Here is a 26,143-nt window from a genome sequence, read left to right on the forward strand (position 1 = left end):
AAATGGCAAAGAAAAAGAAAAAATATCTTATAAAAATGAATAATAAAATACGTAACTACTTCAATGGTCTTCCCTTTGATGAAGGCGTAGCTACACTTGATGATGAAAAGCTCATAGAACTTATCATGCTCCTTGAGATCACACTTCCTTCTCATACACGCGAAGAGATGATCAGAGCCATTAGACGTACGTGGAGTGAAGAAGGTGCCGGTACGAGAGAGATGATAGTCTCTTACCTGACACAGAGCTATAAAGCCGTACATAAAGCCCGAAGAGACAATCGCCCTCCTTTAGACAAAGTAGAAAAGATCCTACAACTCTTAGAAGATGTTGATCATAGTAAACATGAAGAGAACTTGCTTCTTGATGCCTTTATAGACGTGAAAAATGCTAAGATCACAGAAGATAAAGTCCTCGCTAAACTTGGCTATCTACGTATGAGAGATCGACTTCATACGCTTGAAAAGTCCTTAGAGGTTACATTCAACAGTATGAATGAAATGGAGTTCTATCACAGCTTCACTTTTTCTCTCAAAAACTTCGACTTTAACAAGCTACTTTTATGTACCACAACTACTCTTGATATGGATGAACTTTGGAAGCTTAACGATGAAGAGATCATCACAAAACTTCAAGCTATAAAAGAAGAGACCATAGCTATAAAGACGGCAGAACTGGAAGCTTTTCTTACACAGATTCAGGAGTCTGACCACCCCTATCTTACGGAAGAAGAAGCAAATACGGCACTTAGGAATATGCCACCTGAGTCCCTGCTCTCTCATGCACCTTTAGAGCTAAAGACCATTGAAGACATATTAACTAATATTAGTGATAAATATGAAGTGTTTGAAAGCACTGACCACATCATGATAGAGAAAGAAAAAAACCACGATCTGTTTGGTACAACTCTTTTTTATGACACTTCTGTTTCTTACGAAAAACCTTTCTTTTATAACCTCGTTTGGAGAGGGCAAGAGCTACCTGTTAAAGAAGATATTAACAGAGTAAATGATGACTTGCTTGCCCACTTTAGAGTTGCGATCGATGATGTACTCGAAGAGATGCAGGAGATGAGTGATAAACTGGAGTTAACAGAAGATAAACTTCATGAGTTCATCGTCCGTTTTGTGGAACCCCAGGTACGTTCATCTACAACTCTGAAGTTTAAAGAGAAGAGCAAACGACGCATACTTTTTCACTTTGGAGAGTACATTAAACCCCTGCTGGCTAAACAAAAACGTGAAGAGTTACTGGCTAAGACCATCCGTGACTTTAAAAATCTCTTCCCTCTTGCACGTGAACTAAAACGCAAGATAATCTTTCATGTAGGACCAACCAACTCCGGGAAAACCTACGCTGCACTTAAAGAACTGGAAGCCGCAACAACCGGCTATTACCTTGCACCTCTGCGTCTGCTTGCACTTGAAGGTTATGAGAACTTAAAAAGAGAAAGCGTGCATGTCTCTCTCATCACCGGAGAAGAGGAGATCATAGACGAAGAGTCCACACACATAAGCTCCACCATAGAGATGATGAACGGTGCAGTGGATGTCGATGTATGTGTTATAGATGAGATCCAGATGATAGCCGACCGTGATCGAGGCTGGGCTTGGGCAAATGCCCTCATAGGAGCACCAGCCAAGAAAGTCATACTCACTGGATCAAGTAATGCCCTGCATGCCGTAGAAGAGTTATGTGAGTATTTGGGTGAGGAGCTGGAGGTTATCCATTTTGAACGTAAAAATGAACTGGTGATGATGAACAGACCTACTTCCATGAAGAAGATAGAAGCACAAACTGCTGTTGTGGCATTTTCCAGACGAGATGTCCTCTCCCTCAAACAGCAACTCAGCGAAAAGTACTCTGTTTCTGTAGTGTACGGTAACCTCTCCCCGGAAGTCAGACGTGAAGAGGCCAGACGTTTCAGAGAAGGAGAAAGCCAAATACTCGTCTCCACCGATGCCATAGCCATGGGACTCAATCTCCCCATAAAGACCCTGCTCTTTTCAAAAGACAACAAATTTGACGGTTTACGTCGTCGTGAACTTCTGCCTAGCGAAGTGTCACAGATATCCGGGCGTGCAGGTCGTTACGGCTTTGAAGAGAAAGGGTATGTCGGTGCCTTAGATGATAATACCCTGGACACCATCACCTCTGCCTTTCACAGCCCTCTTCCAGATCTTGAACTCCCTATCTCAGTCATGGCAAGTTTAGAACATGTCATGCTCATAGGTGAGATACTCGAGACTGATAACATCTTGGATATCTTGGCTTTCTTTGCAGATAACATGGAGTTTGAAGGCCCATTTGTAGCCGCCAACATAGACTCCATGCTTGAAGTAGCCGCCATAGTAAGTGAATATGAACTTGACTTAAAAACAAGGTTCTTCCTCTCATGTGCCCCGGCAAGCATCTCGTCACCATACATAGAGTCAGTGTTTCACCGTTACATTAAGCAAATAGAAGCAGGAGGAACCGTCCTCTACATCCCTCCTCGTGACCTCCCTGCTTTCGCACAGACCAACGACATGCTGCTCAACGCAGAAGACAGAGTCAGAGAGATATCTCTCTACCTCTGGCTCTCTTTTAAGTTTCCAGACCTCTTCCAGGATACTGAGAAAGTTATACAAGCCAGAGTAAGACTCAACAACTTCATAGAAAACTCATTGCGTCAAGGTCACTTTACGAAGAAGTGTAGAAGATGTGGAAAGGTGCTTGATTTCTCTTATAGGTTTTCTATTTGTGATGAGTGTCATGGGCAGAATAAGCGTGGGACTGGGTCTACTGGTGGTCGTGGTGGGTATAGAGGGCGTAGGAGGAGGTAAACCACCCTTCTTACCAAAAAATTCTTACTTAAAAATAAAATATAAGGAATCAGTAATAACATGAAAGTAATACTAAATATTTTAATTTTTATAGCTATTGTAGTTTTTCTACTATTTCTATTATTTTCAGATACACAAAAAAATACCTACAAAAATAAAAAAGAAGTAATAAAAGATAATGCTATTCAAAGAGGTTGGATTCCAGAAATACTTCCTGATTCAGCATTTCAAATTATTGAAACACATAACTTAGATACAAATTCAATAAATGGAAGTTTCCAATATTCTGAAAAAGATGAAGATATTTTCATTAATAAACTTCAGAATATAAATGGGATATTAATTTGGAAAGACTTTCAGTTTATAATTGATAAAACTAATAATAGAATTGAATTCAAAAATAAGTAATACACCGATAAATGACACCTTCCACTTTCACCTAACGGTGTATTAAACTAAGATATAATACAAACTACCTATGCATTCCCACGCAAAGCATGGGAACGAGTCTCACAACTACAAGGCAACACTATATGGCACAACAATACAAAGTAAAACAAAGAGGCAAACTTTTAGAGTTCCTTTTTACTAACCTAGAGGGCTGGTCTAAAAAGAAAGTAAAGCAGCGTTTACAAGGTTCCAGTGTTGCTGTGAATGGTGAAGTTACTACCAAACATGATTTTATACTCAATGTGGATGATATAGTGGAGGTGGGTATGGTTCATAGAGCCGGAACTTCTGCACAAACAACTAACAGACTGGAAATCATCTATCAAGACAAAGACCTGATAGCCATAAATAAGCCTGCTGGGCTTTTGTCTGTAGGTACAATTCAAGAAAACAAGCAACATGCACTTGCCATACTTAGAACACAACTCTCACGTGGAAAGAACTCGGTAAAACTCTGGCCTGTGCATAGACTGGACAGAGATACATCAGGCATTTTACTCTTTGCAACCTCTAAAGAAATGAGAGAAGCTGTAATGGCTAACTGGGGTAAGTCTGAAAAAGTATACCTTGCCATAGTGGAAGGTACTCCCAAGGAAAACAAAGGAACTATCAATCAGCCTTTAAGACTCGATGAGAAAGAGTACCGTATGCATGTGGGGAAGCATCCCGATGCGAAACCTGCCATTACCCACTACACAGTAAAAGAAAGTAAAGAGAAAAGATCTTTACTTGAAGTAAGCATAGAAACAGGAAGACAACATCAAATACGGGCACACTTAGCTTGGTTGGGACATAGTATCATCGGAGATGAACGTTATGGAACTAAAGGTGGGAGAATGGGGCTTCACTCTATGAGATTAAGCATCATTCATCCTAAAACTAAAAAGATTTTACGCTTTGAAGTGGATGCACCTAAAGACTTTTACGCTCTTTTGAACTAATACGCTATAATACGCATAATATAATCATAAATATGACTAGTCATATGAGCCTACTGCTGAAGTAGTCACAGTGACAACGTAGTTTTTTGGGCTTTGCTCAAAAAATGTCCTATCAATAGTCACCAAGGAACTACCATCAAAGCATTTGAAAAATTAAACTTACACCCAGACATTTTAAAGGCCATTGCTCATGAGAAGTATGAAAATGCTACTGCCATACAAAACAAAGTCATACCTGTTGCCATGAAAGGTGTGGATGTCTTAGGTGCATCAAAATCCGGTACAGGAAAAACTGCTGCATATGTACTGCCTTTGTTAAATAAACTTCAAAAAGTAGTGAAGAAAGATCAAAAAGTAATCAGAGCATTAATTATTGTACCTACAATTGAACTTGTAGATCAAGTTTCACGTTCCATTAATGACTTTGGAAAATATCTTGAGATCAACAATGTTAAAGTTCAAGGGGGAATCCCTAAAAGTTCTCAACTTGAACGTATTAAAAAAGGTACTGATATCATTGTGGCAACTCCTGGACGTTTACAGAGCTTCATCGCTGACAAGAAAATCAACCTTGAGTATGTCAATACAGTGATCTTGGATGAAGCAGATACCATGCTTGACCTTGGTTTCATTGATGAGATCAAAGCCATTTTAAACTACTGTGGCAGACCAAGACAAACACTGATGTTCTCAGCAACCATTTCACAAAACATTAAAAAACTGGCTAAAGAGTTCCTAAATGATCCTGCCATTGTAGAAGTGAGTCAGAGAAGAGATATTGTAGACTTCATTGTTCACAGAGCCTATAAAGTAGACAAAGCCAGAAAAGCTGAATTGGTAGCCAAACTCATAGAAGACAAAAGTTTGGAACAAATACTGCTCTTTGCCTCTTCTAAAGAGTCCGCCAATAAGATCTATGAGTACCTCAAAAGCAAGAAGATCAGAACATCCATCATACATGGTGATCTTAACAGAGGAAACAGAGCAAAATCTTTAGCCCTTTTAAAAAGTGGTAAAACACAGGTACTGGTAGCAACAGATATTGCAGCAAGAGGAATAGACATTCCTGAACTTGAAATGGTCATTAACTATGATCTGCCAGAAACCACTGATGATTTTACACATAGAGTCGGTAGAACAGGTAGAGCCGGTCATAAAGGACAGGTCATATCATTTTTAACAACGATAGATTATAATGCTTTCTCAAAAATAGAGAGACATCTGCGTCTAAACATTAAAAGAGACATTTATCCTGGTTTTGAACTAACAGACAAACAGCCAAGACAAAAACAGCCAAAGAAAAAATCACTCATAGAACGTAAAGGTGGTTATGATTTTCATAAAAAAAGAATGGAAAAAAGATCACGAAGTAAGAACCCTCAAAAAAAGAAAAGACCAGAGGGGCGTAAAAAATAGTAGTACTTAAGTTATTATAACAGCAGAAACCATTATCAACGATCTTCTCATTACAGAGCAAGACGCAGATAATTCAAATTTTTACCAAACTGGGAAGTATTCCCGTTTTTTTTATTTTATCTAAAAGCACCAGCTTTTTTATATTCAGCTGGCAGATCAAATATATTACTTGGTGCTTTTCCTTCTTTGAATTCTATCAGCTCAATAGAAGATTTCATAGGTTGCCCCATCATTGTTATGGTTTGCTCTGAATAAACATGAACACCTTTTATTTTTTTGAGTTCCTGCGTGACAGCACTCATATTTTGACCCATACCTGGTATCTGTGCCAGTATCCCAACAGAATATTTTGCATATAGGTCTCCATCAACTTTGATATCCTCTGTTGCCCAAATTTCAGAATTTGTTGTTCCCATTGCCATATTTATAGTTTGAAGATATTTCTGACAATTCCATTTACCGATCTTTTTTCTTTCATTTGTCTCTTCCACCTTCACATCCATTTGCATCATTGCGCCCATAAGTTGTTGGAACCCGGCCTTTTCTTCCTCTGACATATCCCCTTTTTTATCCATACTTTTAGAAAAGTCCATTGGCATATCTACAATTGATTTTGCTTCATGATCGATCATAGTGATGATCTTCTTATTCATATCTATGATAACCTTTTGCTTTTCGCTCATGGTTACTACTTTATCTGATGTGATCCAGGACTCACTGATCACATCTTTGGCAGGTTGCGTCTGACCCATCATTGTCACAGCATCCGTATGCTGTTTTTGCTTCATATAGATATCACCATACGCATTTTGAAACATAAGGGTGAAAAATATTAGTACCATACCCCACTTTAGAAATGTCTTTTCTTTCATAATCACTCTCCTCCTCTTTTAAAATGATCTTTAAAAGAACAAAATATTCATTTTAATGTTCTTTCTATAAACAAGTATATCAAAAATTATCCTATTTTAGAGATGCTGCGAAAAAGAAACGTTTGGATATAAATCCCATTAAGATATAATACTTTCATGACAAATAATTTTGAAACAAAAAACTTTACTTTAGTACTCTCCGGTGGTGGTGCTTTTGGTATTGCTCATTTGGGTGTACTGCATGACCTTGAAGAACAAAACATAGTACCTAATGAAATAGTGGGTACAAGCATGGGTGGGATCATCGGGGCATGTATGTCCATTGGGATGAAGGAAGAAGAGATACATGAACGCATTAAAAGTTTTGCAGGTGTCTTTAACTGGATAAAATTCTCCTTTTCGGGTAATGCCATAGTCGATAATGACAAAATAGCACAAATCTTTGATGAGATCTTTCAAGATAGAAAAATGAAAGATACACAAATCCCTCTAAAACTCATAGTAACCAATCTACGAGATGGAAATAAGCGAGTATTTACAGCTGAGGATGATGTATCTATTAAAGATGCTATACTTTGTACCATGGCGATACCCGGGATATTTGAAGAGCACATCATAGATGGTAATATCTATGGTGATGGATTTTTGTGTGAAAATCTAGGTATCAATGAAGCCTCTTTTGACGATGTCATAGCCGTAGATGTACTGGGTAAAAATGCCTTTCAAAAAATGATGCCCGATAACTTTTTTAAAACCTCTAATGTCTTGGAGATGTTTGAGAAATCGATGAGACTACTCATCTACAACCAATCACAAACACACATTAGAAACTCAAGTAAAAATATCTACCTTTTAGAACCTCATACTAAAGAATATAAAACATTTGATTTTCATAAAAGTGAAGAGATAAGAGCCTTAGGACTGGGATTATTAAAATGATCGAAAACGGATTTACCTACTTAGCTCTACTCATGATGATAGGCTCTGCTATCGTCTACAGTGAGAAAAAGAGCCAACACAAGCTCTTTGAGTATCTCCCCTCTATCGTCATCATCTACTTTGTGGTGATGCTCTTTTCTACCTTTGGCCTGTGGCAGAAAAGTGAGTCTGTGACAGCTACCTATAAAACTGTCAAATCCAACCTTCTTCCTGCCATGATATTTCTTATGCTTCTCTCTGCTGACATGAGAGAGATCTTTAAACTGGGTAAGAAAATGTTACTGACTTTCTTCTTAGCCTCTGTGAGCATTGCTATAGGATTCATAGGTACTTTTACCCTCTTCCATACCTACTTTGAGCCTAACTCATGGAAGGCTTTTGCAGCACTTTCCGGCTCATGGATGGGAGGAACGGCAAATATGGTAGCCATACAGGGTGCATTGGACTTACCAGACTCTGCTATGGGGTACACCCTGCTCATCGACTCCATAGACTACGCTATCTGGGTGATGATACTCTTGGCCCTCGTACCCTTTGCTAAAAAATTCAACCTTTGGAGCAAAGCCGATACCTCGGTGATAGATGAAGTGGGAGAAAGACTGGCCCTCAAAGAAGACGAGAAAAAACCGATAGACTTTGCCTCCCTTTTCTTCCTTCTGGGTTCTGCACTCTTCGTCTCTGCACTGGCACAGTATGGAGCTTCTTTTCTGCCTACCACACCATTTCTCACCACCACTACATGGATAGTCATCATCGCTACACTTGCAGGTACACTCTTTGCCATGACACCTCTAGCCAAGATATCCGGAGGTTCAGAGTTAGCAAATATTATGCTCTACCTCATAGTGGCTCTCATCGCCTCACGGGCCAACTTTGCAGAGCTGACTGAAGCACCTCTTTACATACTGGCCGGATTTGTCATCATCACTATACATGTAAGTATCATGATACTCTTTGCCAAACTCTTCAAACTTGACCTCTTTTCTCTAGGTGTGGCATCGTTGGCTAACATCGGTGGTGTTGCCTCTGCCCCTATCTTAGCTTCTGCATACTCCAAAGCCCTCATCCCCATAGGAGTGCTTATGGCGATGACGGGGTACATTGTTGGGACCTTTGGTGGACTTATGGTAGGGAAAGTACTTGAAATAATAGGGCAATAGCTTTCATTCATAGATTTTTTATTTCTATAACACAATCACTTCACTTTTCTAGTATACTATATAAAATAAAATATAAAAGGAATTCAGGATGATAAGAAAAAAACTTAAACATTTAACTGTGATCGGTGCACTTAGTTCAACACTCTTATTTACAGCCTGTACACCACAAGAACAAGCCTTTGCTACTGGACTTGGTGTTGGTGTTGTGGCTGCATCAGTCTATAGTTACCCTTATTATTACAATCAACCATATTACTTCTATGGTGGAAGATATTATTATGGTGGGTATTATCGTGGTGGATACTATCACTATCATGGACGTAGATATAGAAGTGGACACTACTATAACAGTGGATACAGATACTATAATGGACGTCGTTATCGCGCACAAGTAGGTCATCATGGTTATTATAAAAATAAAAACCAATATAAGAACCGTAGTCAATATAAGAGACAAGGTAATACACGTAAGCAAAATATAAATAGGTCAACAAGAGATAGAAGTAATACCAAAAATAGAGCTAACACAAGAGACAGAAGTACAACACGTAACAGAAGTAATTACGGCAATACGTCAAGAACGAGAAATACGAATTATGGTAGATCACATAATGTGAGCAGACCATCCAGACATCGATAGTAATTTTTTGCAATAAGGATTTTAAATGACAACATTAACAGATGAACAAAAAACAGAAGTAGAAAAGAAACCTGAATACATAGAACTGAAAGCTGAACTGCTTAAAGAATACAAGAGCTACGAACGAAACCTGGAATATGCGGATGATGAGTTTGAAGAAGACCTGATCATGCAAGAAAGAGAAAAACTTGCAACACGGATCAAAGGGTTGGGAGCTAAGATACGAGATATTGAAAGTTTAGAAGGTAAGGCTTAATATGAAATGGATTATTGGTTTACTTATCATATGTAGTAGTTTATTTTCTAATGTTATTGTAGTAGCAAGTACGGGAGAGACTTTCGAAGCAGAGATCGCTTTAGAAGCTTCACGATGTGACTATTATATCTTCTTTGATAATGAAGGTAAAGTATTGGAAACCATGAAAAACCCACATAAAGATGTACAGGGAGGAGCCAGCTCAAAGTTAGTAGCTATGCTAAAGGAGAAAAAGGTATCAGAAATGATCGCTTCAAATTTTGGAGACAAACTTATTAAACAGTTAAAATCTAACCATATTAAATATACTATACATAAAGGTGATATCAACTCTGCCATTCAAAGCTTGAAAAAATAACATATGAAAATAAGCAACATACGAACCAGCACTCTCAAAGCCCCACTTAAAAACCCTTTTATCACTTCTTTACGTCGTGTAGATGCACTTGAAGACCTTGTGGTCATCATTGAGTGTGATGATGGTTCAATAGGCTATGGTGAAGGTGCCCCCACACCTGTCATCACTGGTGAGACGATGGGTTCTATGATCGCTGCTATCGAGTACATTAAACCTCATATCATAGGCTTGGAGATCGAAGATCTTGATACGATCTTAGACTTAGTACACAATTTAATATTAAAAAATACTACAGCTAAATCTGCTCTGGAGATAGCATTCTACGATCTAAAAGCCAAAGCATCTAAACAACCCCTCTACCAAATGCTTGGGGGAACACAAACCCATTTTAAAACGGATATCACCATAAGCATGGGTGAGATAGACAAGATGATAGAAGATTCTCTTGATGCTGTTAATTTGGGCTATGATACACTCAAAATAAAGATAGGTGATAATCCGCAAAAAGATATAGAGAGGGTAAAAGCTATACATAGTGCTTTAGATAAGAATATCAAGTTAAGACTCGATGCAAATCAAGGGTGGACAGCCAAAGAGTCCGTCAGCCTACTTCATGCCATTGAGAAAGAAAACATCATTGCAGAGTTCATAGAGCAACCGGTAAGAGCAGACGATATAGAAGGTCTCCACTACATCAAAGAGCGAGTCCAAACTCCCCTACTTGCAGATGAGTCCATCTTCAGCGTTAAAGATGCAAAAAAGCTGCTTGAAATGCAAGCCATAGACTACGTCAACATCAAACTTGCCAAAACCGCAGGTATCTCACAAGCTCTTGAACTTGCTGATCTCTCCAAAGCGTTTGGTGTAAAATGTATGATAGGCTGCATGCTTGAAGGGCCCATCTCAGTAGCTGCAGGAGTACATGTGGCTTCAGCAAAAGCAGATGTGATTACGATGCTTGACTTGGATGCAGTGAGTCTCTTGGCTTCTCATCCTGTGGAGACGAGTATTGTCTTTAATGAAAGTGAGATCATTTTAAGTGACAGAGTAGGATTGGGTGTTTCACTTGTTACTTCTTTCTAAGGCACAATGTCTTTTGTAATTTCCCTACGCCTTCTATATACTATAACTCCTATATATAGAAAAATTTATTTGCAATAAGATAATATTTCTGCTATACTCAGTATAATTAAAAATAAACATTATAATAAGGTGAAATTATGAAAAAACTATTTCTATTGATTTTTTTGGTAGGTTCTTTAAGTATAGCGCTGAATGCTGAAAACAATGATAGCACAAAAGTAAAATCGAATACTGAGAATAATGCTAGTACAAAAGCAAAAGAGAATGCTGAGAATAATGAAAGTGTAAAAGCAAAAAGAGCTGAAAAGCAGATTCAAGAGCAGATGAAAAGAGAAGAAAAGTATGCCAAAGAGCAAACATTTTATCAAGGAAAAGACTTCGATCTATCGGAACTTGAAGTTGATCCAAATACCCTAGAGTCTATCCCAGATATAGAGCCAGATTACAGTTTCAATATGGATGATGTCTACGATTAATCATAATTCTCATTCGCTTTCTCTCTCGTTACACCTTTTCAAGGTGTAATGCATACTTTAATTAAAACTAAAATAACTCAAAGTCCATCACTAGATAGTCAAGCAATTGATATTAACCTTACTGTATAATAAACACCATATGCATTACACCTTGAAAAGGTGTAACGAGGAAGCTACATGCGATTTAGAAACCTAAACTTATCAACCCCCATACAAAAAGCTCTACAAGAAAATAATTATACTAAACCAACTCCTGTCCAAGAAAAAGTAATCCCCTTAGTTCTAGAAAAAAATGATGTCATGGCGAAAGCTCAGACTGGATCGGGGAAAAGTGCAAGCTTTGTTCTACCTATTCTAGAGCTTTGGTCACGAAACATACCAGAGGGAAAGGCAAAGATAAAGGTTTTAGTGTTGACCCCTACTCGTGAGCTTACACTACAAGTAGCGGAGTACTTTTCTACTTTTGGGAACTATTTAGCTCGTAATCCAAAGGTAGTTTCTATCATTGGTGGAGAAAGCATCGGTGATCAGCTTTATACCATACAGCAAGGGTGTGATATTGTTGTGGCTACTTCCGGTCGTCTTTTGGATGTACTTTCTAAGAAGCAGATGAATCTTTCTAAATTAGAATATTTTGTACTTGATGAAGCAGACAAGATGCTTAACCTTGGATTTTCAGAAGAGTTGGACCTTATATTGGAAGCCATACCTTCTCAACGTCAAAACCTTCTCTTTTCTGCAACCTACCCTCAAAAAATGCTTGACATAGCTTCAAAGATCACACAAACCCCAGTAGAAGTGAGCTTTGAAAACGAAGCACCTGTAGTTGAGAAAATACTCCAACGGGTCATAGAAGTAAATCCTGAGAACAGGGGACCACTACTTAGACACTTGATGAAGAAAGAAAAGTGGAAAAGTATACTGGTATTTATGGCGAACAAAAGAGCCACAGATAACATAGCAGAAAAGTTTAAGAAACGTGGTTATTTGGCAGAGTCTTTTCATGGTGACTTAACGCAAGAAGACCGTAACTATACGTTAGAACAGTTTAAAGCCAAGAAAATACAGATCTTATTTGCAACAGATCTGGTTTCACGCGGCTTAGACATAGATGATATCTCTTGTGTCGTCAACTATGACTTGCCACGCTCCCCGGCTGACTACATCCACCGTATAGGACGAACAGGAAGAGCTGGCAAGTCTGGTTTAGCTGTGACATTCATAGGACATGAAGAGCAAGATCATTTTAAACTTATTGAAAAGCGTAGTAATATCAAGCTGGAAAGAGAACAGATAAAAGGATTTGAGCTTAAAGGTGATGCTCCTATTAAAGAGAAAGGCAAAGCACCTGTCAAAGGTAAAAGAAAAAGTAAAAAAGATAAGTTAAGAGAACAAGCACTTAAAAAGATTAAGTAGAAATATCTTTATCAAGGGTAGGTCAAACCCCACCCTTCGACTTAATAGCTTGGATTACTATCAATAGCCACGCGCTTTGTCTTTTTTCTCTTCACTATGACCAATAGCACCACCTGCAAGAGCACCTACTGCACCACCAATGACAGCTCCACGTGTTCCACCTGCAGCAGCACCAATAAGTGCACCCGTACCACCACCGATAGCCGCACCAGTTTGTGTTTTAGTTGCACATCCTGTCATAAGAACCATACTTGCACCTGCGACTAAAGCGATCGTTAAATGTAATTTTTTCATAACGTGACCTCCATTTCTTTTAGTTTATGTTTTATTGTAACATAAAATTAGAAGTAAGTATAAATTTTTCAGTAATTTATCAAAATAGGAGTTTAATGATAGAAGTTTGATAGATTCTTTAGATATAATTTACTATAAATATTAATTATACTTAAGGAATGAATGATGGTAAGTCTTAAAGAGAGAGAAGAGAAAGTAAGTCTTGCGATAGAGATCGCTATTAAAGTGGGTCTTGTAGCGATAGTAGTTTATTTGTCGTATTTGATCGCCAAACCTTTTATGGCGATAGTAGTTTGGGGTGTTATCATTGCTGTAGCACTTTCCCCCCTGATCGATAGTTTGGAAAAACGTTTTGGTAATCGTAAAAAGATCATTATTGCAATCACGATTGCTGTAGTTGCAGCATTGTTAATGCCAACTTATTCACTTTCAGGAAAGATGATTGAATCTTCACAAACGATCGTACAGGCAATGCAGGAGGGAAATATCACGATTCCTCCTCCGACTGAAAAAGTAAAAGAGTGGCCGCTTATTGGTGAGAAATCGTATGCATTCTGGGATGCCGCATCAAAAAACTTAAAAGCAACTTTGGCACCTTTCAGTGACAAAATTAAAGAGATAGCTGGCTCAATATTCTCAGCAGTGGGAAGCGGACTTGGAACTATTTTTATGTTTGTAGGTTCGATGATCATCGCAGCAGTTTTTCTTATAGGTAGTGAAGGAGCTGTGAAGTTTTATAAAAATATTTCACGTCGTTTGATGGGAGATAAAGGGGATGAGTGGGCAAATTTATCTGCACTGACTGTACGTTCTGTGGTGAATGGTGTACTGGGTGTTGCAGTGATACAGTCAACACTTGCTCTGATCGGTATGGGACTGATGGGTGTTCCTCTTGCAATGGTTTGGGCTGTTGCTATTATGTTTTTAACTATTATTCAAATTCCTGCTCTGTTGATCATCGGTCCGGTTATCGCTTATGTATTCTCTCAAGGGTCTGGGACAGCTGAAGTTATTTTTGCTATCTATATGCTTATCGTGGGAGCGAGTGACGGTGTGTTGAAACCTATGCTCATGGGTAGAGGTGTCGATGTTCCAATGTTGGTTATTTTGATCGGTGCGATCGGTGGTATGATGTTAATGGGTATGATAGGACTCTTTGTAGGTGCTGTTATCTTCGCTTTGGCATACACACTCTTTAAATTCTGGATAGCAGAAGTGGAAGAAGAATCTGAAGCTAAAGAAGCTTAGGTTAAACTATTACATAAAGAAAAGCCTATAGAGCTTTTCTTTACCCAAGTCAATTAATTATAATCATGGAAAACATATGAAACAACTCACCGAAAAAAATAATTTTGTCTATCTCTTCTTTTCACTGATCTTTTTTCTCTTTTCTGCGGCGGTTGTGGTAGAGTTTCCCGGTAGTATAGGTGAAGATATTTTTTCTATTGTAACAATGCTAATGCTTGTTATAAGTATCAAAAGTTTAAAAATAGAGAGAACCTGGAAATGGGCAGTCTACGCTTTGATTGTTTTTTATGTTCTACTGACAGCACTTGGGAAATTCTTTGGTCATCAAGCCTATATTTATCTTATTTTGATGATTTTATTGATCTTTTTTATCGGTTCTTTTGCATCGGCAGCTAAACAGGTACTTTTTGTTGGAGATATTGATGGAAATAAGATCATTGGGTCATTGAGCCTTTATCTTTTACTGGGATTGATGTGGACAGTGATATATTTGTTACTTTTAGCCATGGACCCCTCTGCATTTTCTGGTGTTGAAGCAGCAAATTGGCAGCAAGGTTTTTCTCGCATAGCCTACTATAGTTTTGTCACCTTAACGACACTGGGGTATGGTGACATACTTCCTACCAACCATGTAGCAGAGTTCTTTGTCTATATGGAAGCGATCATCGGTGTTTTCTATATGGCAATTATTGTCTCAAGTCTGATCTCTTTGCGTCTTGCAGCCATACAAGATGAAAAGCAAGGAAAATAGTTGCAAAGTGCTACTAAAGAAGATAAACGCTCCTTAATGCAGATCATTGATTCTTTGCTCTCATTCACTCTTTCTGATAAGCTTAAATTTGCGATCAAAGCATCATTGAGTATGGCACTTGCCTATCTCATTCCTCTGTCTCAAGGTTGGTCTCAGCCTGGGACTGCGGCTACCACTGTTATGTTGATTGCAGCGATGGGTTCTGTGGGTGATTCAGTGATGAAAGGTGCAATGCGTGTTATTGGAACTATTATTGGTGCGGCTGTGGGGATGACACTTATTGGTTTATTTCCTCAAGACAGAGATATTTACCTTTTAACTGTCTCCATAGTTGCAACACTGTTTCTCTATTTGGCTAGAGCTTATAAAGGTGATATGACAGTTTTTATGCTCAGTGCTGTTACCCTAATGATGATGTTTCAAAATGGTGAAGTAGATAATGTATTTATCTTTGGTATAGATAAGACATATATGACAATCGTGGGGATCATTATCTATACGCTCGTAGGTATTTTTCTCTGGCCAGTCAATCTTAAAGATACCAGTGCAGAGAACGCAGCAGCACTCTCTATCTTGCAGTCTAAACTTTACATCCAAAGAGATGGAGAAAAAAAAGAGCGTAAAGCACTGCATCAGAAAATGATTTCCAAGGAACAACTTCTAGGAACATCTATTATTGCCTCTGACAGTTCATCTATGGAGATGAATTTTTCTAAAACACAATGGTATGATATTGTCCATAGCTATAAAAAAATCGATGAACTTCTAACATTGCTCTCATATCATGATAAAGCATCTTATGTAGATGAATTTCCAAGTTATGTTACAAACTATCAAACTATAGATACCGAGATCTTAGGACTTTTAGAAGCACTTCCTTTAGCTTGGAAGGAACAAAAAGAGATTGAGATACCTGAAGCATTAAATTATGAATATAACATATCAAAGGTCAAAGAACTTTCTCAGCTTGATCGTGCAGATATGAGTACAACGATAAGTGATATGGTAAAACTACATACACAATTGTGCAAACTGGCCCAAAAGCTTAACAGCCTTATTAGCCCAATGCCAACATTATTTACACTCGAAGACATTCCAAAACCTGCCACTTTTCTTTGGTTTGACATGGAAGATCTTAAGGGGTCGTTGATTACCTTTATCGTCTTTTGGACTGCAACACTACTTTGGATATATGTCAATCCTCCGGGAGGATTTATGATCGTGTTGTTGGCAACGGCACTTAGCGTCCTAACAACTTTCTCTCCCCTGAAACCATCTTTATTGATCATTATCTTTTCTCTGTCATTTGTGTTTGCTACTGTGATGTATATTTTTGTTCTACCAAACCTTCATTATGCATGGGAACTGGGACTTTTTATCTTTGTGTATTCTTTTATCGGTTTTTATTTTATCAATCCGATGTTAGCTGTATTCTTTTTACTTGGTACTGCTACGCTGGGTATTAATAATACAATGAGTTATAATTTTGATATTTTTCTGATCATACTCTTTATGTTTTATGCTTTTTTGTTTTTACTCTTACTTTTTTATTATATCCCCTTCTCTACCAAACCAGAACATCTTTTTTTAGTGATGAAAAAGAGGTTTTTTAAACTTTCACAAATACTACTTCAACGAAGTAGCAACTTAACGAATGATAATGGTTCATTTCTAGGTAAAATGAGAGCAAAATACAGTAAAATTCATCTTATGGGGACAGTAAAGAAGATGCAACTTTGGGCAAGTAAAGTCGATGATAAATATTTTGATACGATTGATAAAGACCTACTTTTAGGTTTTACTAAAGAGTGTGAAACCTTTGTATACCTTTTAGAAATGATGCATCATAGAGATATACAGATGCTTGATAATCCTCTGATTAAAGTATTTAGAGAAAAGCATGATGGAGCAACTTTGGCAGATCTTTTAGGCGAATATGCTGAAGGTAAAGAAGTTAAAGATATTGATCCATTCTGGAAAGATAAAAAACAGATCGTTACGAAGATAGAAGATAGCTTGAAAGTCTTTCTTTCTAATGTAGAGCCGGGTCAATACAGCGAGAAAGAGATCATTGAGTTTTATGAAAATATCTCTCTACGCAGAAATGTATGGCTTTCACTCTTTAGCTGTCAAAAAATGATGGAAGAGTTAGATTTTAAAGTATTGGAGAGAAGTAGATTTTAAAATGAAAAGAGTAAATATGATTAATAAACTGCCAAAACTGGGACTTTCTGCCCTGACCGTGTTGATGTTAAGCGGATGTGCAAAGCTGGGTCCGGACTTTATGGGTGTGGGTAATCCACCTATTCCTGAAAAGTGGAAACATGAAGGTAAACGAAATGACCGTGCAATTGCACAATGGTGGAAAACATTCCATGACCCTACCCTCAATACTTTGGTTCAAAAAACCTATGCACAAAACCTTGACATAAAAAGTGCCGGTCTCCGCATTGCACAAGCACGTTCTGTTCTTGGCATAAGTGAAGGTCTTGCTTTCCCACAGGCACAGTCAATTTCCGGTTCTGCCTCTTCTTCGAGAACAGGTGTATCAGATATTGCTACGGCCGGTCTGAACTTTGATATCGGTTGGGAGATGGATATTTGGGGTAAATATGCCAGAGGTATTGAGTCTTCAGAAGCAAATCTCTATGCAAGTGTCGCTTCTTATAATAACATTATGGTATCAGTGATCGCAGAAGTAGCACGTAACTATATTAACTATCGAACTTCTGAAGAGCGTCTGGCATATGCAAAGCGAAACGTTCTCATACAGGAACGTGTAACCAAAATGACAGAGATACAGTTCAACTCAGGTAATGTATCTGAACTCGATATGCAGCAGTCACGTACACAGCTTTATAATACCCGTTCAGCTATTCCGGCTATAGAACTTACAAAAGCAAAAGCACGAAATGCAATGGCTCTTTTATTGGGTACTGATTCAAGGGAAGTAACAAAGATCCTTGTATCAGGCAGTAAAAAATATAGTGATTCTACTACCAAATATATTGGTCAGGAAAAGAAAGGTGTAATACAGATCAAAGAAAGTAGCTCTGATCTTCTCAATGTTGCAATGATCCCTCAGGCCCGCTTAAATCCTTACAATAAGATCGATGCCGGATTGCTTATGAGAAGACCAGATATCAAAGTTGCCGAATATCGTGTCCGTTCAAACAATGCTCTCATAGGAGCCTCTATAGCTGAACTCTATCCCTCTTTCTCTCTCTTTGGAAATATCGGATACAACACAAACAATGCCAGTGGTTCATGGGTTTCAGGGAGTAATGCCCTTGGTGTGACTGTAGGTCCATCTTTCTCATGGAATATTTTCCAATACGGCCGTATCAAAAACCAGATACGTTTACAAGATGCAGTATTTGAAGAGAGTTTGGTCAACTATAACAAAACTGTACTCTCTGCCGTTTCTGAAGTCTCTGACGCACTTGAAGGCTACATCTGGACAAAAAAACAGCAGGTAGAGAACCGAAAAGCAGTAGATGCTACAGTCCGTGCCTTCAATATCTCTGTTATTCAATATAATGATGGTTTAGTAAATTATCAGCGTCTACTTACTACAGTAGAGAAGTTGACAAGTACTCAAGATCGATATGCTACGATCAAAGGAAACCTTTCTATCAATGCTATTTTACTCTATAAAGCACTGGGTGGAGGATGGCAGATTAGTAAAGGTAAATCTTATCTTTCTGCTGAAACTGCAGAAAGAATGAAGAATACGGTAGACTGGGGTAAATATCTTGATCCTGAAATGACACGACTGCCTGAAGGAATGCAATAATGACCAATCCTTTCCCACATGAACTCTCAATAGGTGATGTCTATTACTCACCACTGCTACTGGTAGCTTTCCTCTCTTTTTTAGCGGCACTTATAACTGTCATGGCTCTCAATAAACTGAAACTTACACGTTATCTCTATGCTCCATCTTACGTATTTATTGCAATTATGGCGTTATACATAGTACTGATAGACACATTTTGGATTAAATTTTAAAGGTTAATAATGAAGAAAATAATAAAAATTTTACTTACTCTTGTAATACTCGGAGCTGCTGCATTTTTTGCTTATAATAAATATAGAGCATATATTGACAATCCTTGGACAAGAGATGGACAGGTTCGTACACAGGTAATTCAGGTGACGCCACGGGTGAACGGTATGGTAACCAAAATACTTGTAGCAGATAACCAAAAAGTTAAAACAGGTGACCTACTCTTTGAAATAGACCCTTCTCAGTATCAAGTCAAGCTAAATCAAGCAGAGGCAAGACTGCAACGCACAAAAGAAGCAGCAAAAGGTACAAAGATCGAGTTTGAACGTGTTAAAAATATCTATGCAAAAGACAAAGGTGCCGTTTCTCAAAAAGATCTTGTAAGAAACGAAACCAACTACTATAAATCATTGGCAGACATTGACTCTTCTGAAGAAGCAGTCAATACAGCAAAACTCAACCTCTCATACACAAAGGTTTACGCAGAGGTAGATGGTTATGTCTCCAACATAAACTTCCAGATAGGTTCACAGGCAACAGCCAACAAGGCTATCCTTGCATTGGTAGATAAAAATGCATACTGGGTCTTTGGTTTTTTCCGTGAAGATGCTATTCCTGAAGTAAAAGTAGGAGACAAAGCGATGGTTACGCTTCTTGCATATCCTGATACACCTCTAAGTGGAAAAGTAGAGTCCATTGCATGGGGAATCGCCCACTCTGACGGTAATCCTGGTAATAATCTGCTACCGAGTGTTAAGCCGGTATTTCAATGGATCCGCTTAGCACAAAGAATTCCTGTACGTATTAAGTTAGACAAACTACCTGAGAATGTCAAGCTTCGCTTTGGATTGACTGCTTCTGTGATGATTCTTAAGAGTAAAGGAAGCAAAACTAAGTAAAACTAGACCATAATCTCACTTCTATAAAATAGTTTTTTCATCAAATTTTAGGAAAATTACATTTCAGATTTAAATTTTGGAGTACTATATTACAATCAAGTTGTATCATAGTACATTTAAAGTAAAATTCGCCATTGTTATTCCTACAAAAACACTCTTTTATTAAAACCTTTAAAATGCTTTTTTTGAATTTTTAGAGGAGATTTTTGTGGGATCAGCCATATCATCCAAGGAGCTATACATGTTGTTGATGTCAAAAAAAGAGGAGTGGTTCGGTAATATCCGTGGAGATATTCTCGCTGGTATTGTCGTTGCTCTTGCCCTTATCCCTGAAGCGATCGCGTTTTCGATTATCGCTGGAGTTGATCCCAAAGTGGGACTTTATGCTTCATTTTGTATTGCAGTCGTTATCGCATTTATCGGAGGTCGTGCCGGTATGATCTCTGCAGCCACAGGAGCAATGGCTTTACTTATGGTGACACTTGTAAAAGATCATGGGTTGCAGTATTTGCTTGCAGCAACGATTTTGACAGGGGTATTGCAGATTATTGCGGGGTATTTAAAGTTGGGAAGCCTGATGAGCTTTGTCTCTCGTACGGTAATCATAGGATTTGTAAATGCGCTTGCGATATTGATCTTTATGGCACAGCTGCCTGAACTTACCAACGTTACATGGCATGTTTATGCCCTAACAACAGCTGGTTTAGCGATCATTTATCTCTTTCCTTATGTTCCTAAGATCGGAACACTTATCCCCTCACCTCTAGTGACTATCCTTGTTCTGACTGCTGTCGTTTTAGTTATGGGAATAGATGTACGAACAGTTGGTGATATGGGTCAATTACCTGATACATTACCGATATTTTTATGGCCGGAAGTACCTCTTAATTTTGAGACCTTGGCGATTATTTTTCCTTACTCTGCGGCATTAGCAGCCGTGGGACTACTCGAATCGCTTATGACAGCAACCATCGTAGATGATATGACCGATACAGATAGTGACAAAAATCGTGAGGCTAAAGGGCAAGGTGTTGCCAATATCGCTTCAGGATGTATAGGGGGAATGGCAGGTTGTGCTATGATCGGACAATCGGTGATCAACATCAAGTCAGGCGGTCGGGGTCGTCTCTCTACTCTTGCAGCAGGTCTCATACTTCTTTTTATGGTCGTCTTTATGAGTGATTGGATCAAGATCATACCTATGGCAGCACTGGTTGCAGTGATGATCATGGTTTCCATCGGGACATTCAATTGGGAATCTATAGGTGGTTTAAAAACATTGCCTCTTTCTACCAATATTGTGATGCTCTCTACGGTTATCGTTGTCGTATGGACTCACAACCTTGCTTTGGGTGTATTTACCGGAGTACTCCTAGCATCACTTTTCTTTGCGAACAAAATCAGTCACTTTATGTACTGGGATTCATCATACGATGAAGAGAATGATACCCGTTCTTACAAGTTCACAGGACAGATATTTTTTAACTCAGCAGACCGCTTGGCTGATGCATTTGACTATAAGGAAGAAGTTAAAAATGTGATTATAGATGTAAGTCATGCACATTTCTGGGATATTACAGCTGTTTATGCCCTTGACAAATCAGTGATCAAGCTTCGAAAAATGGGTAAAAAAGTTGAAGTGATAGGGAAAAATGAGGCTTCTAAAACCATTATCGACCGTTTTGGAATGCATGATAAACCTGAAGAGATTGAAAAAGTAATGGGTGGGCACTAGCTTTTTCCTCTTTTATAGTAGCAACAAACGTATAATAATATTTTTGGGGACACAGCTTTCATTTTCTATAAAAATGAAAGCTGTGTCCCCTAGTCTAGCATATAACTTTCATTCTTTCTATATTAATTTTTTTACTCAAACACCATTCTCTTTCTCTTGTCTATATTTGTGTTCCGTTCTACACTATAATAAAAAACTATGATGCAGCCTTACAGATTTTTTATTAAATCAATTAAGTCGATGTTATTACTATTTGGCTAGAATAATAATTCTTTGAAAAAAGCTGTACAGAATATTAAATAATAAAGGAACTAAATGAAAGTATTTTTTCTATTTCTCTCATTTATTTTGCTAAATACTTCTGTATATGCACATGGCATTTCAGCAGAAGATATGCAGGCAATGACAGATGGTGGAAACCTTCATTATATCTGGTTGGGTGCAACCCATATGTTGACGGGTTATGATCATTTATTGTTCTTACTTGGAGTTGTATTTTTTCTTACTACGACTAAAGATATTGTAAAGTTTGTCACTGTCTTTACAATAGGACACAGTATCACTCTAATATTTGCTACGTTTATGAGTATCAATGCAAATTATTATTTGATCGATGCAGTTATTGCACTTAGTGTTATCTATAAAGCATTTGACAACAACAAAGGGTTTCAAAACTATTTAGGTGTTAAATCTCCAAATTTACTGCTTATGGTTCTTATATTTGGACTTATACATGGCTTTGGGCTCTCTACAAGATTGCAACAGTTACCACTTGGTGAGCAAAATTTTGATATGCTTTTAAAGATAATTTCATTCAACATAGGTGTAGAAATTGGGCAAATACTTGCTCTGATCGTTATGCTTGGTGTATTAATACAGTGGAGAAAAACAGCATCTTTTCTACAACTCTCAAAAGTAGCCAATGATGTACTGATGTTTGCAGGTTTTATGCTGTTCTTGATGCAGTTACACGGTTATTTACATACCGTAAATGAAGAAGAGTTTGGGTTTAATAGAGATGAGCATTACCATATCCATATGGATATGGAAAAAGCTAAACAAAAAAGACGTACATACGATAGTTTATAAAGGAAAACAATGACAAAATTAATAAAAGCAACAGTAGTAACAATAGCACTAAGTTTCACAACAATATATGCAGGTAGTGGTCACTCTCATGATGAAGATAGCCATAAAGGTCATGATCACTCGCAAAAAGAAGACAAGCATAAAAGTCATGGTCACTCACATCGTTATGATGATCTTAAAAATGAAGTGAGTAGAGAAACTATTGAGAAAGCAGCAAAGCAAAAAGTTCAAAGTTTAGTAGCAGAAAAAAAGATCCATAAAAGTTGGAAATCTGTGCCAATTTCAAAGATAGGAAAAACGCACTATGGAGATACTAATGACTGGGTAGTAGGTTTTGATAATATGAAAATAAAAAATAAAAAAAGACGAACTCTTTATATATTTGTAAGTGTGCATGGCGAGATAAGAGGTGCCAATTATACAGGTAACTAATGCGTAAAAATGATTTTACTGAATATATTTACTCGTCTTTAGACAAGTAAATATACTACTAATTATTCCGTAAGTTCTTCAAGAATAGTTTTAATCTTACCGTGAGTTTCACGAACTGCTTTAACTGTCGCTTCATCTGTAATATCAAGGTCACTGATCCAGTTATCAATAGAAGGGAAAGCTATATGTGCTGCATCTTCACCTTTTTTCTTGTAAATAACAAGTGAAAAAGGTGCATATGCACCGGCATCTGGATGATTTTTCGATACTGGGTAGATTGCATTAAATCTAATAATCGAGTATGTATCGAAGAAATCATAATCATCATGTTGCAGCTTATAAGACTTTGGTATTAAAAAACCAACCGGTCCTAACTCACTTTCAAACTCCTCTTCAAAGCTATCTTTAGCATCTACATAGGTGTCACTATCTTCAAGTTCAAACTCTATTGTAAACTCAGTAGTTAATGGTTTTGAAGATTTAGTATTATGATTTACAGACAAATACTTGCCATTTGGTAAAGCTTTATGAAGTGCTGTGTCTACTGCTTTAGCATACTCAATTAAATCCGGATCTGTTGCAGGAATTTTAGTAATTCTAGCCATACCGGCCAGTGATAAAGTAGAAATATTAATAGTGTTTTTTGCACCATCTTCATAAATTGACATTGAGAGTGGCGTTATCAAACCAATACTTGGATATTTTTTCATAAGTTTTGAAACCATCTTAGCATTAGTAAAGATCGCTAAGTTGTAGTTTTTATGATGAACTTTACCATATCTTTTTGAAAAAATTGAATTCATATCATTATTGACATCAACAACTACACCACTGTCATTAAAAGCTTTTTCAATACTCTTGGCATTGATCGCACCCTTTGAGTTATCAACACTAAATATTTGAATATTTTGAGTTTCTGCTGCACAAACACTTGCCCCTAGTACTAAAAATGCACCTATAAAGACCTTTAAAATCTTTTTCATTATTATCCTTTAAATTAATATGATTGTATTTTACTATATATATTATTATATTACTATATTATTATAGAGCCACTTGCAAATTCAACTCAACCAATGAATACACTGTAGCTTTTCAGATAGTTTTGGTACAATAATTTTTATAGTTGGGTCTCTTTATCTGTTAAATTTTTAGGCTAAAAAATTTAATTATTTGCTTTTTTGCTAAATTGCAAGTGGCTCTTTATTTCTAAGATTAAAAAGGAAAAATAAATGATAAAAAAAACACTACTCTCTTTGGCGATCATAACACTTCTCTCCCCCTCGGTAATTACTGCGGAAGAGATAGAGCCCATAGATATGTATGAGTATATGAGGACAGCACTTGGTGGAGATTGGAAATTATCACCGGCTGAAAAACAGATAGGTACTACAGCATATAAACATGAATATGTTTTGCCTTTGGTTGGTACAGAAAGTACAGCAGTAGCCTACAAGCTTATCGGTTATGGTTCTACTATACAGGAAGATCTTCTACCAAATAACAAAAAACAGATGGTAACAATGTACCATTGTGATGACTATATTGACTGTACACAAATATTGGCTACACACTACTGTTCAAAAATGAATCAACCACAATTTATAATGGATCTTAAAAATTCTACAAAAGAGAAACTCATCTTCAATTGTAATATGGAGACTCAACTATGTAAATCATCTGAAGACCATGTACATAAGATCATTTTAGAGTTTTCAGATAACGGCAAACATCTTAAATCATCTTACCTTGGATGGACAGATCAAAAACCAAATAAAAAGAATTCAATTTACCATTTTGATAAAAAGTAATTAAAATGAAAACAAATTACATAAGACTTATGTTAACATATAATTAGTATTAATGTATATAAGCAGGATGCTAAAGTAAGCGACGGAAATATATTTAGGTGCAACTTAGCATTAGCGATCAATAATAAGGTGCTTTAACCTGGATTATGCTCGTTTGTTTTTGAGTCAATATTTTTTAGGTAACCTCTATATACATTCCAATATATAAAAGGATATTTATGTTTAAAAAATATATAACAATGGTTTTAATACTATCTTTATTCTCTTTTGCAGGTAGTATAGGTATTGAACACAGTGGGGTTATGTTAACTGCTAGCACAGCAGATAAGCAGCAAAAAAATTATCTAGTCAAACGTAATATCCCTGATGAGTGTAAAAATGTTCCCATAACAAATGAGATGCTCTGGACAGAAAATTTTGCACATAAAAGTGTACCTGAAGCATGTAAATCCACTTATGTACATACTAAAGGGAAGCTTCTATCTATGCACTTAGATGAAGATCTGGAAACCTATGGTGAGCTGGAAGTTTTGTATTTTCTTAAAGAGATGCAGCATAATGATCAGATGCTTCTAGTAGACAGTCGTACAGAAAAGTGGTTTAATTACCGTACTATTCCAGGTGCGATCAATATGCCGTTTAATTACTTTGAGAAAAAAGATGATTATAGTTTTCATTTTGCGTATGCTTTAAAATATTTGGGTGTTTTTATTCAAAAGGATGGAGAGTATGATTTCTCTAATGCCAAGACATTGGTACTATTTTGTAATGGTCCTTGGTGTAACCAATCTCCACGTATGATTTTTGCACTTTTGAAGATAGGTTATCCGGCAGAAAAGCTAAAGTGGTACCGTGGAGGTATGCAAGACTGGCTTGGAGCCGGCATGACATCCACGAGAAAGTGATTATTTTACAATTATCCTTGCATTTGTTGCCTGAATAGGTCTATATTTTTCATTTTTTACTAAAAAAATAATATATATAACTTAATAAATAGCGTATAAAAAAATATATTTTATACGCTATTTATTGCACATGTATTA

The 26,143-nt window shown here is 37.2% G+C and carries 26 protein-coding genes; 23 read left to right on the plus strand and 3 right to left on the minus strand.

The features are described from left to right. Positions 1–2 precede the first annotated feature (2 nt). The 4 genes from ACLHDG_RS08310 (at position 3) to ACLHDG_RS08325 (ending at position 5,632) form a co-directional block, all read left to right on the plus strand. On the plus strand, positions 3–2,825 hold the full coding sequence (locus ACLHDG_RS08310; RefSeq protein WP_415405757.1) for a helicase-related protein: 2,823 nt from the start codon (positions 3–5) through the stop codon (positions 2,823–2,825). Positions 2,826–2,885: 60 nt separating this feature from the next. Next, positions 2,886–3,233 carry a hypothetical protein gene (locus tag ACLHDG_RS08315; protein ID WP_415405758.1) on the plus strand — a complete coding sequence of 116 codons (348 nt, stop codon included), beginning with the start codon at positions 2,886–2,888 and terminating at the stop codon, positions 3,231–3,233. 125 nt (positions 3,234–3,358) lie between these two features. Further along, positions 3,359–4,216: an RluA family pseudouridine synthase gene (locus ACLHDG_RS08320; protein WP_415405759.1), complete on the plus strand. Its 858-nt coding sequence runs from the start codon at positions 3,359–3,361 to the stop codon at positions 4,214–4,216. A gap of 93 nt (positions 4,217–4,309) precedes the next feature. Next, positions 4,310–5,632 carry a DEAD/DEAH box helicase gene (locus ACLHDG_RS08325; RefSeq protein ID WP_415405760.1) on the plus strand — a complete coding sequence of 441 codons (1,323 nt, stop codon included), beginning with the start codon at positions 4,310–4,312 and terminating at the stop codon, positions 5,630–5,632. 116 nt (positions 5,633–5,748) lie between these two features. Here the strand turns inward: ACLHDG_RS08325 and ACLHDG_RS08330 are convergent, their stop codons facing one another. Next, positions 5,749–6,504: a hypothetical protein gene (locus ACLHDG_RS08330; RefSeq protein WP_415405761.1), complete on the minus strand. Its 756-nt coding sequence runs from the start codon at positions 6,502–6,504 to the stop codon at positions 5,749–5,751. Positions 6,505–6,660: 156 nt separating this feature from the next. Here ACLHDG_RS08330 and ACLHDG_RS08335 point away from each other — a divergent pair, with 156 nt between their 5' ends. The 8 genes from ACLHDG_RS08335 (at position 6,661) to ACLHDG_RS08370 (ending at position 12,832) form a co-directional block, all read left to right on the plus strand. Next, positions 6,661–7,443, plus strand: a complete 783-nt coding sequence (locus ACLHDG_RS08335; protein ID WP_415405762.1) for a patatin-like phospholipase family protein — start codon at positions 6,661–6,663, stop codon at positions 7,441–7,443. Beyond that, on the plus strand, positions 7,440–8,603 hold the full coding sequence (locus ACLHDG_RS08340) for a DUF819 domain-containing protein (protein WP_415405763.1): 1,164 nt from the start codon (positions 7,440–7,442) through the stop codon (positions 8,601–8,603). Before ACLHDG_RS08335 ends, ACLHDG_RS08340 begins: the two co-directional genes overlap by 4 nt. 88 nt (positions 8,604–8,691) lie before the next feature. Further along, the gene (locus ACLHDG_RS08345) at positions 8,692–9,243 is read left to right on the plus strand and encodes a hypothetical protein (RefSeq protein WP_415405764.1); all 552 of its coding nucleotides are present in this window, start codon (positions 8,692–8,694) and stop codon (positions 9,241–9,243) included. Positions 9,244–9,268: 25 nt separating this feature from the next. Next, on the plus strand, positions 9,269–9,499 hold the full coding sequence (locus ACLHDG_RS08350; protein WP_415405765.1) for a hypothetical protein: 231 nt from the start codon (positions 9,269–9,271) through the stop codon (positions 9,497–9,499). A gap of 1 nt (position 9,500) precedes the next feature. Further along, positions 9,501–9,857: a NifB/NifX family molybdenum-iron cluster-binding protein gene (locus ACLHDG_RS08355; protein ID WP_415405766.1), complete on the plus strand. Its 357-nt coding sequence runs from the start codon at positions 9,501–9,503 to the stop codon at positions 9,855–9,857. A gap of 3 nt (positions 9,858–9,860) precedes the next feature. Further along, a complete protein-coding gene (locus ACLHDG_RS08360) occupies positions 9,861–10,940 on the plus strand; it encodes a dipeptide epimerase (RefSeq protein ID WP_415405767.1) in 1,080 nt (359 codons plus the stop codon). Positions 10,941–11,077: 137 nt separating this feature from the next. Beyond that, positions 11,078–11,416, plus strand: coding sequence for a hypothetical protein (locus tag ACLHDG_RS08365; protein WP_415405768.1), 339 nt, complete (start codon positions 11,078–11,080; stop codon positions 11,414–11,416). 177 nt (positions 11,417–11,593) lie between these two features. After that, positions 11,594–12,832, plus strand: coding sequence for a DEAD/DEAH box helicase (locus tag ACLHDG_RS08370; protein WP_415405769.1), 1,239 nt, complete (start codon positions 11,594–11,596; stop codon positions 12,830–12,832). A gap of 60 nt (positions 12,833–12,892) precedes the next feature. On the opposite strand, the gene ACLHDG_RS08375 is transcribed toward ACLHDG_RS08370, so the two are convergent. Next, a complete protein-coding gene (locus tag ACLHDG_RS08375; RefSeq protein ID WP_415405770.1) occupies positions 12,893–13,126 on the minus strand; it encodes a glycine zipper domain-containing protein in 234 nt (77 codons plus the stop codon). 165 nt (positions 13,127–13,291) lie between these two features. Here ACLHDG_RS08375 and ACLHDG_RS08380 point away from each other — a divergent pair, with 165 nt between their 5' ends. The 9 genes from ACLHDG_RS08380 to ACLHDG_RS08420 all read left to right on the plus strand — a co-directional run bounded on the left by ACLHDG_RS08380 (position 13,292) and on the right by ACLHDG_RS08420 (position 23,289). Continuing rightward, positions 13,292–14,374: an AI-2E family transporter gene (locus ACLHDG_RS08380; RefSeq protein WP_415405771.1), complete on the plus strand. Its 1,083-nt coding sequence runs from the start codon at positions 13,292–13,294 to the stop codon at positions 14,372–14,374. 76 nt (positions 14,375–14,450) lie between these two features. Next, the gene (locus ACLHDG_RS08385) at positions 14,451–15,125 is read left to right on the plus strand and encodes a potassium channel family protein (protein WP_415405772.1); all 675 of its coding nucleotides are present in this window, start codon (positions 14,451–14,453) and stop codon (positions 15,123–15,125) included. Then, the gene (locus ACLHDG_RS08390; protein WP_415405773.1) at positions 15,126–17,309 is read left to right on the plus strand and encodes an FUSC family protein; all 2,184 of its coding nucleotides are present in this window, start codon (positions 15,126–15,128) and stop codon (positions 17,307–17,309) included. It abuts the gene before it with no gap. A gap of 16 nt (positions 17,310–17,325) precedes the next feature. Next, positions 17,326–18,921 carry a TolC family protein gene (locus tag ACLHDG_RS08395; RefSeq protein ID WP_415405774.1) on the plus strand — a complete coding sequence of 532 codons (1,596 nt, stop codon included), beginning with the start codon at positions 17,326–17,328 and terminating at the stop codon, positions 18,919–18,921. Further along, the gene (locus ACLHDG_RS08400; RefSeq protein ID WP_415405775.1) at positions 18,921–19,136 is read left to right on the plus strand and encodes a DUF1656 domain-containing protein; all 216 of its coding nucleotides are present in this window, start codon (positions 18,921–18,923) and stop codon (positions 19,134–19,136) included. The genes ACLHDG_RS08395 and ACLHDG_RS08400 overlap by 1 nt, the downstream gene beginning before the upstream one ends. A 9-nt stretch (positions 19,137–19,145) precedes the next feature. Continuing rightward, positions 19,146–20,033 carry an HlyD family secretion protein gene (locus ACLHDG_RS08405; protein WP_415405776.1) on the plus strand — a complete coding sequence of 296 codons (888 nt, stop codon included), beginning with the start codon at positions 19,146–19,148 and terminating at the stop codon, positions 20,031–20,033. Positions 20,034–20,277: 244 nt separating this feature from the next. Next, positions 20,278–21,768, plus strand: a complete 1,491-nt coding sequence (locus ACLHDG_RS08410) for a SulP family inorganic anion transporter (RefSeq protein WP_415408336.1) — start codon at positions 20,278–20,280, stop codon at positions 21,766–21,768. Between the two features lie 315 nt (positions 21,769–22,083). Beyond that, a complete protein-coding gene (locus ACLHDG_RS08415) occupies positions 22,084–22,857 on the plus strand; it encodes a HupE/UreJ family protein (RefSeq protein ID WP_415405777.1) in 774 nt (257 codons plus the stop codon). A 9-nt stretch (positions 22,858–22,866) separates the two neighbouring features. Continuing rightward, a complete protein-coding gene (locus ACLHDG_RS08420; RefSeq protein WP_415405778.1) occupies positions 22,867–23,289 on the plus strand; it encodes a DUF6488 family protein in 423 nt (140 codons plus the stop codon). A 62-nt stretch (positions 23,290–23,351) separates the two neighbouring features. Here the strand turns inward: ACLHDG_RS08420 and ACLHDG_RS08425 are convergent, their stop codons facing one another. Further along, complete coding sequence (locus tag ACLHDG_RS08425; RefSeq protein WP_415405779.1) at positions 23,352–24,272, minus strand: DUF302 domain-containing protein; 921 nt, start codon at positions 24,270–24,272, stop codon at positions 23,352–23,354. Positions 24,273–24,521: 249 nt separating this feature from the next. On the opposite strand from ACLHDG_RS08425, the gene ACLHDG_RS08430 reads away from it, so the two are divergent. Together ACLHDG_RS08430 and ACLHDG_RS08435 are read left to right on the plus strand one after the other, a co-directional pair. Continuing rightward, positions 24,522–25,100, plus strand: a complete 579-nt coding sequence (locus tag ACLHDG_RS08430; RefSeq protein ID WP_415405780.1) for a hypothetical protein — start codon at positions 24,522–24,524, stop codon at positions 25,098–25,100. Between the two features lie 218 nt (positions 25,101–25,318). Further along, entirely contained in the window at positions 25,319–26,005 is a 687-nt protein-coding gene (locus tag ACLHDG_RS08435) for a rhodanese-like domain-containing protein (RefSeq protein WP_415405781.1), read from the plus strand. Positions 26,006–26,143 lie beyond the last annotated feature (138 nt).

Source organism: Sulfurovum iocasae (assembly GCF_047716765.1).
Classification (GTDB): Bacteria; Campylobacterota; Campylobacteria; order Campylobacterales; family Sulfurovaceae; genus Sulfurovum.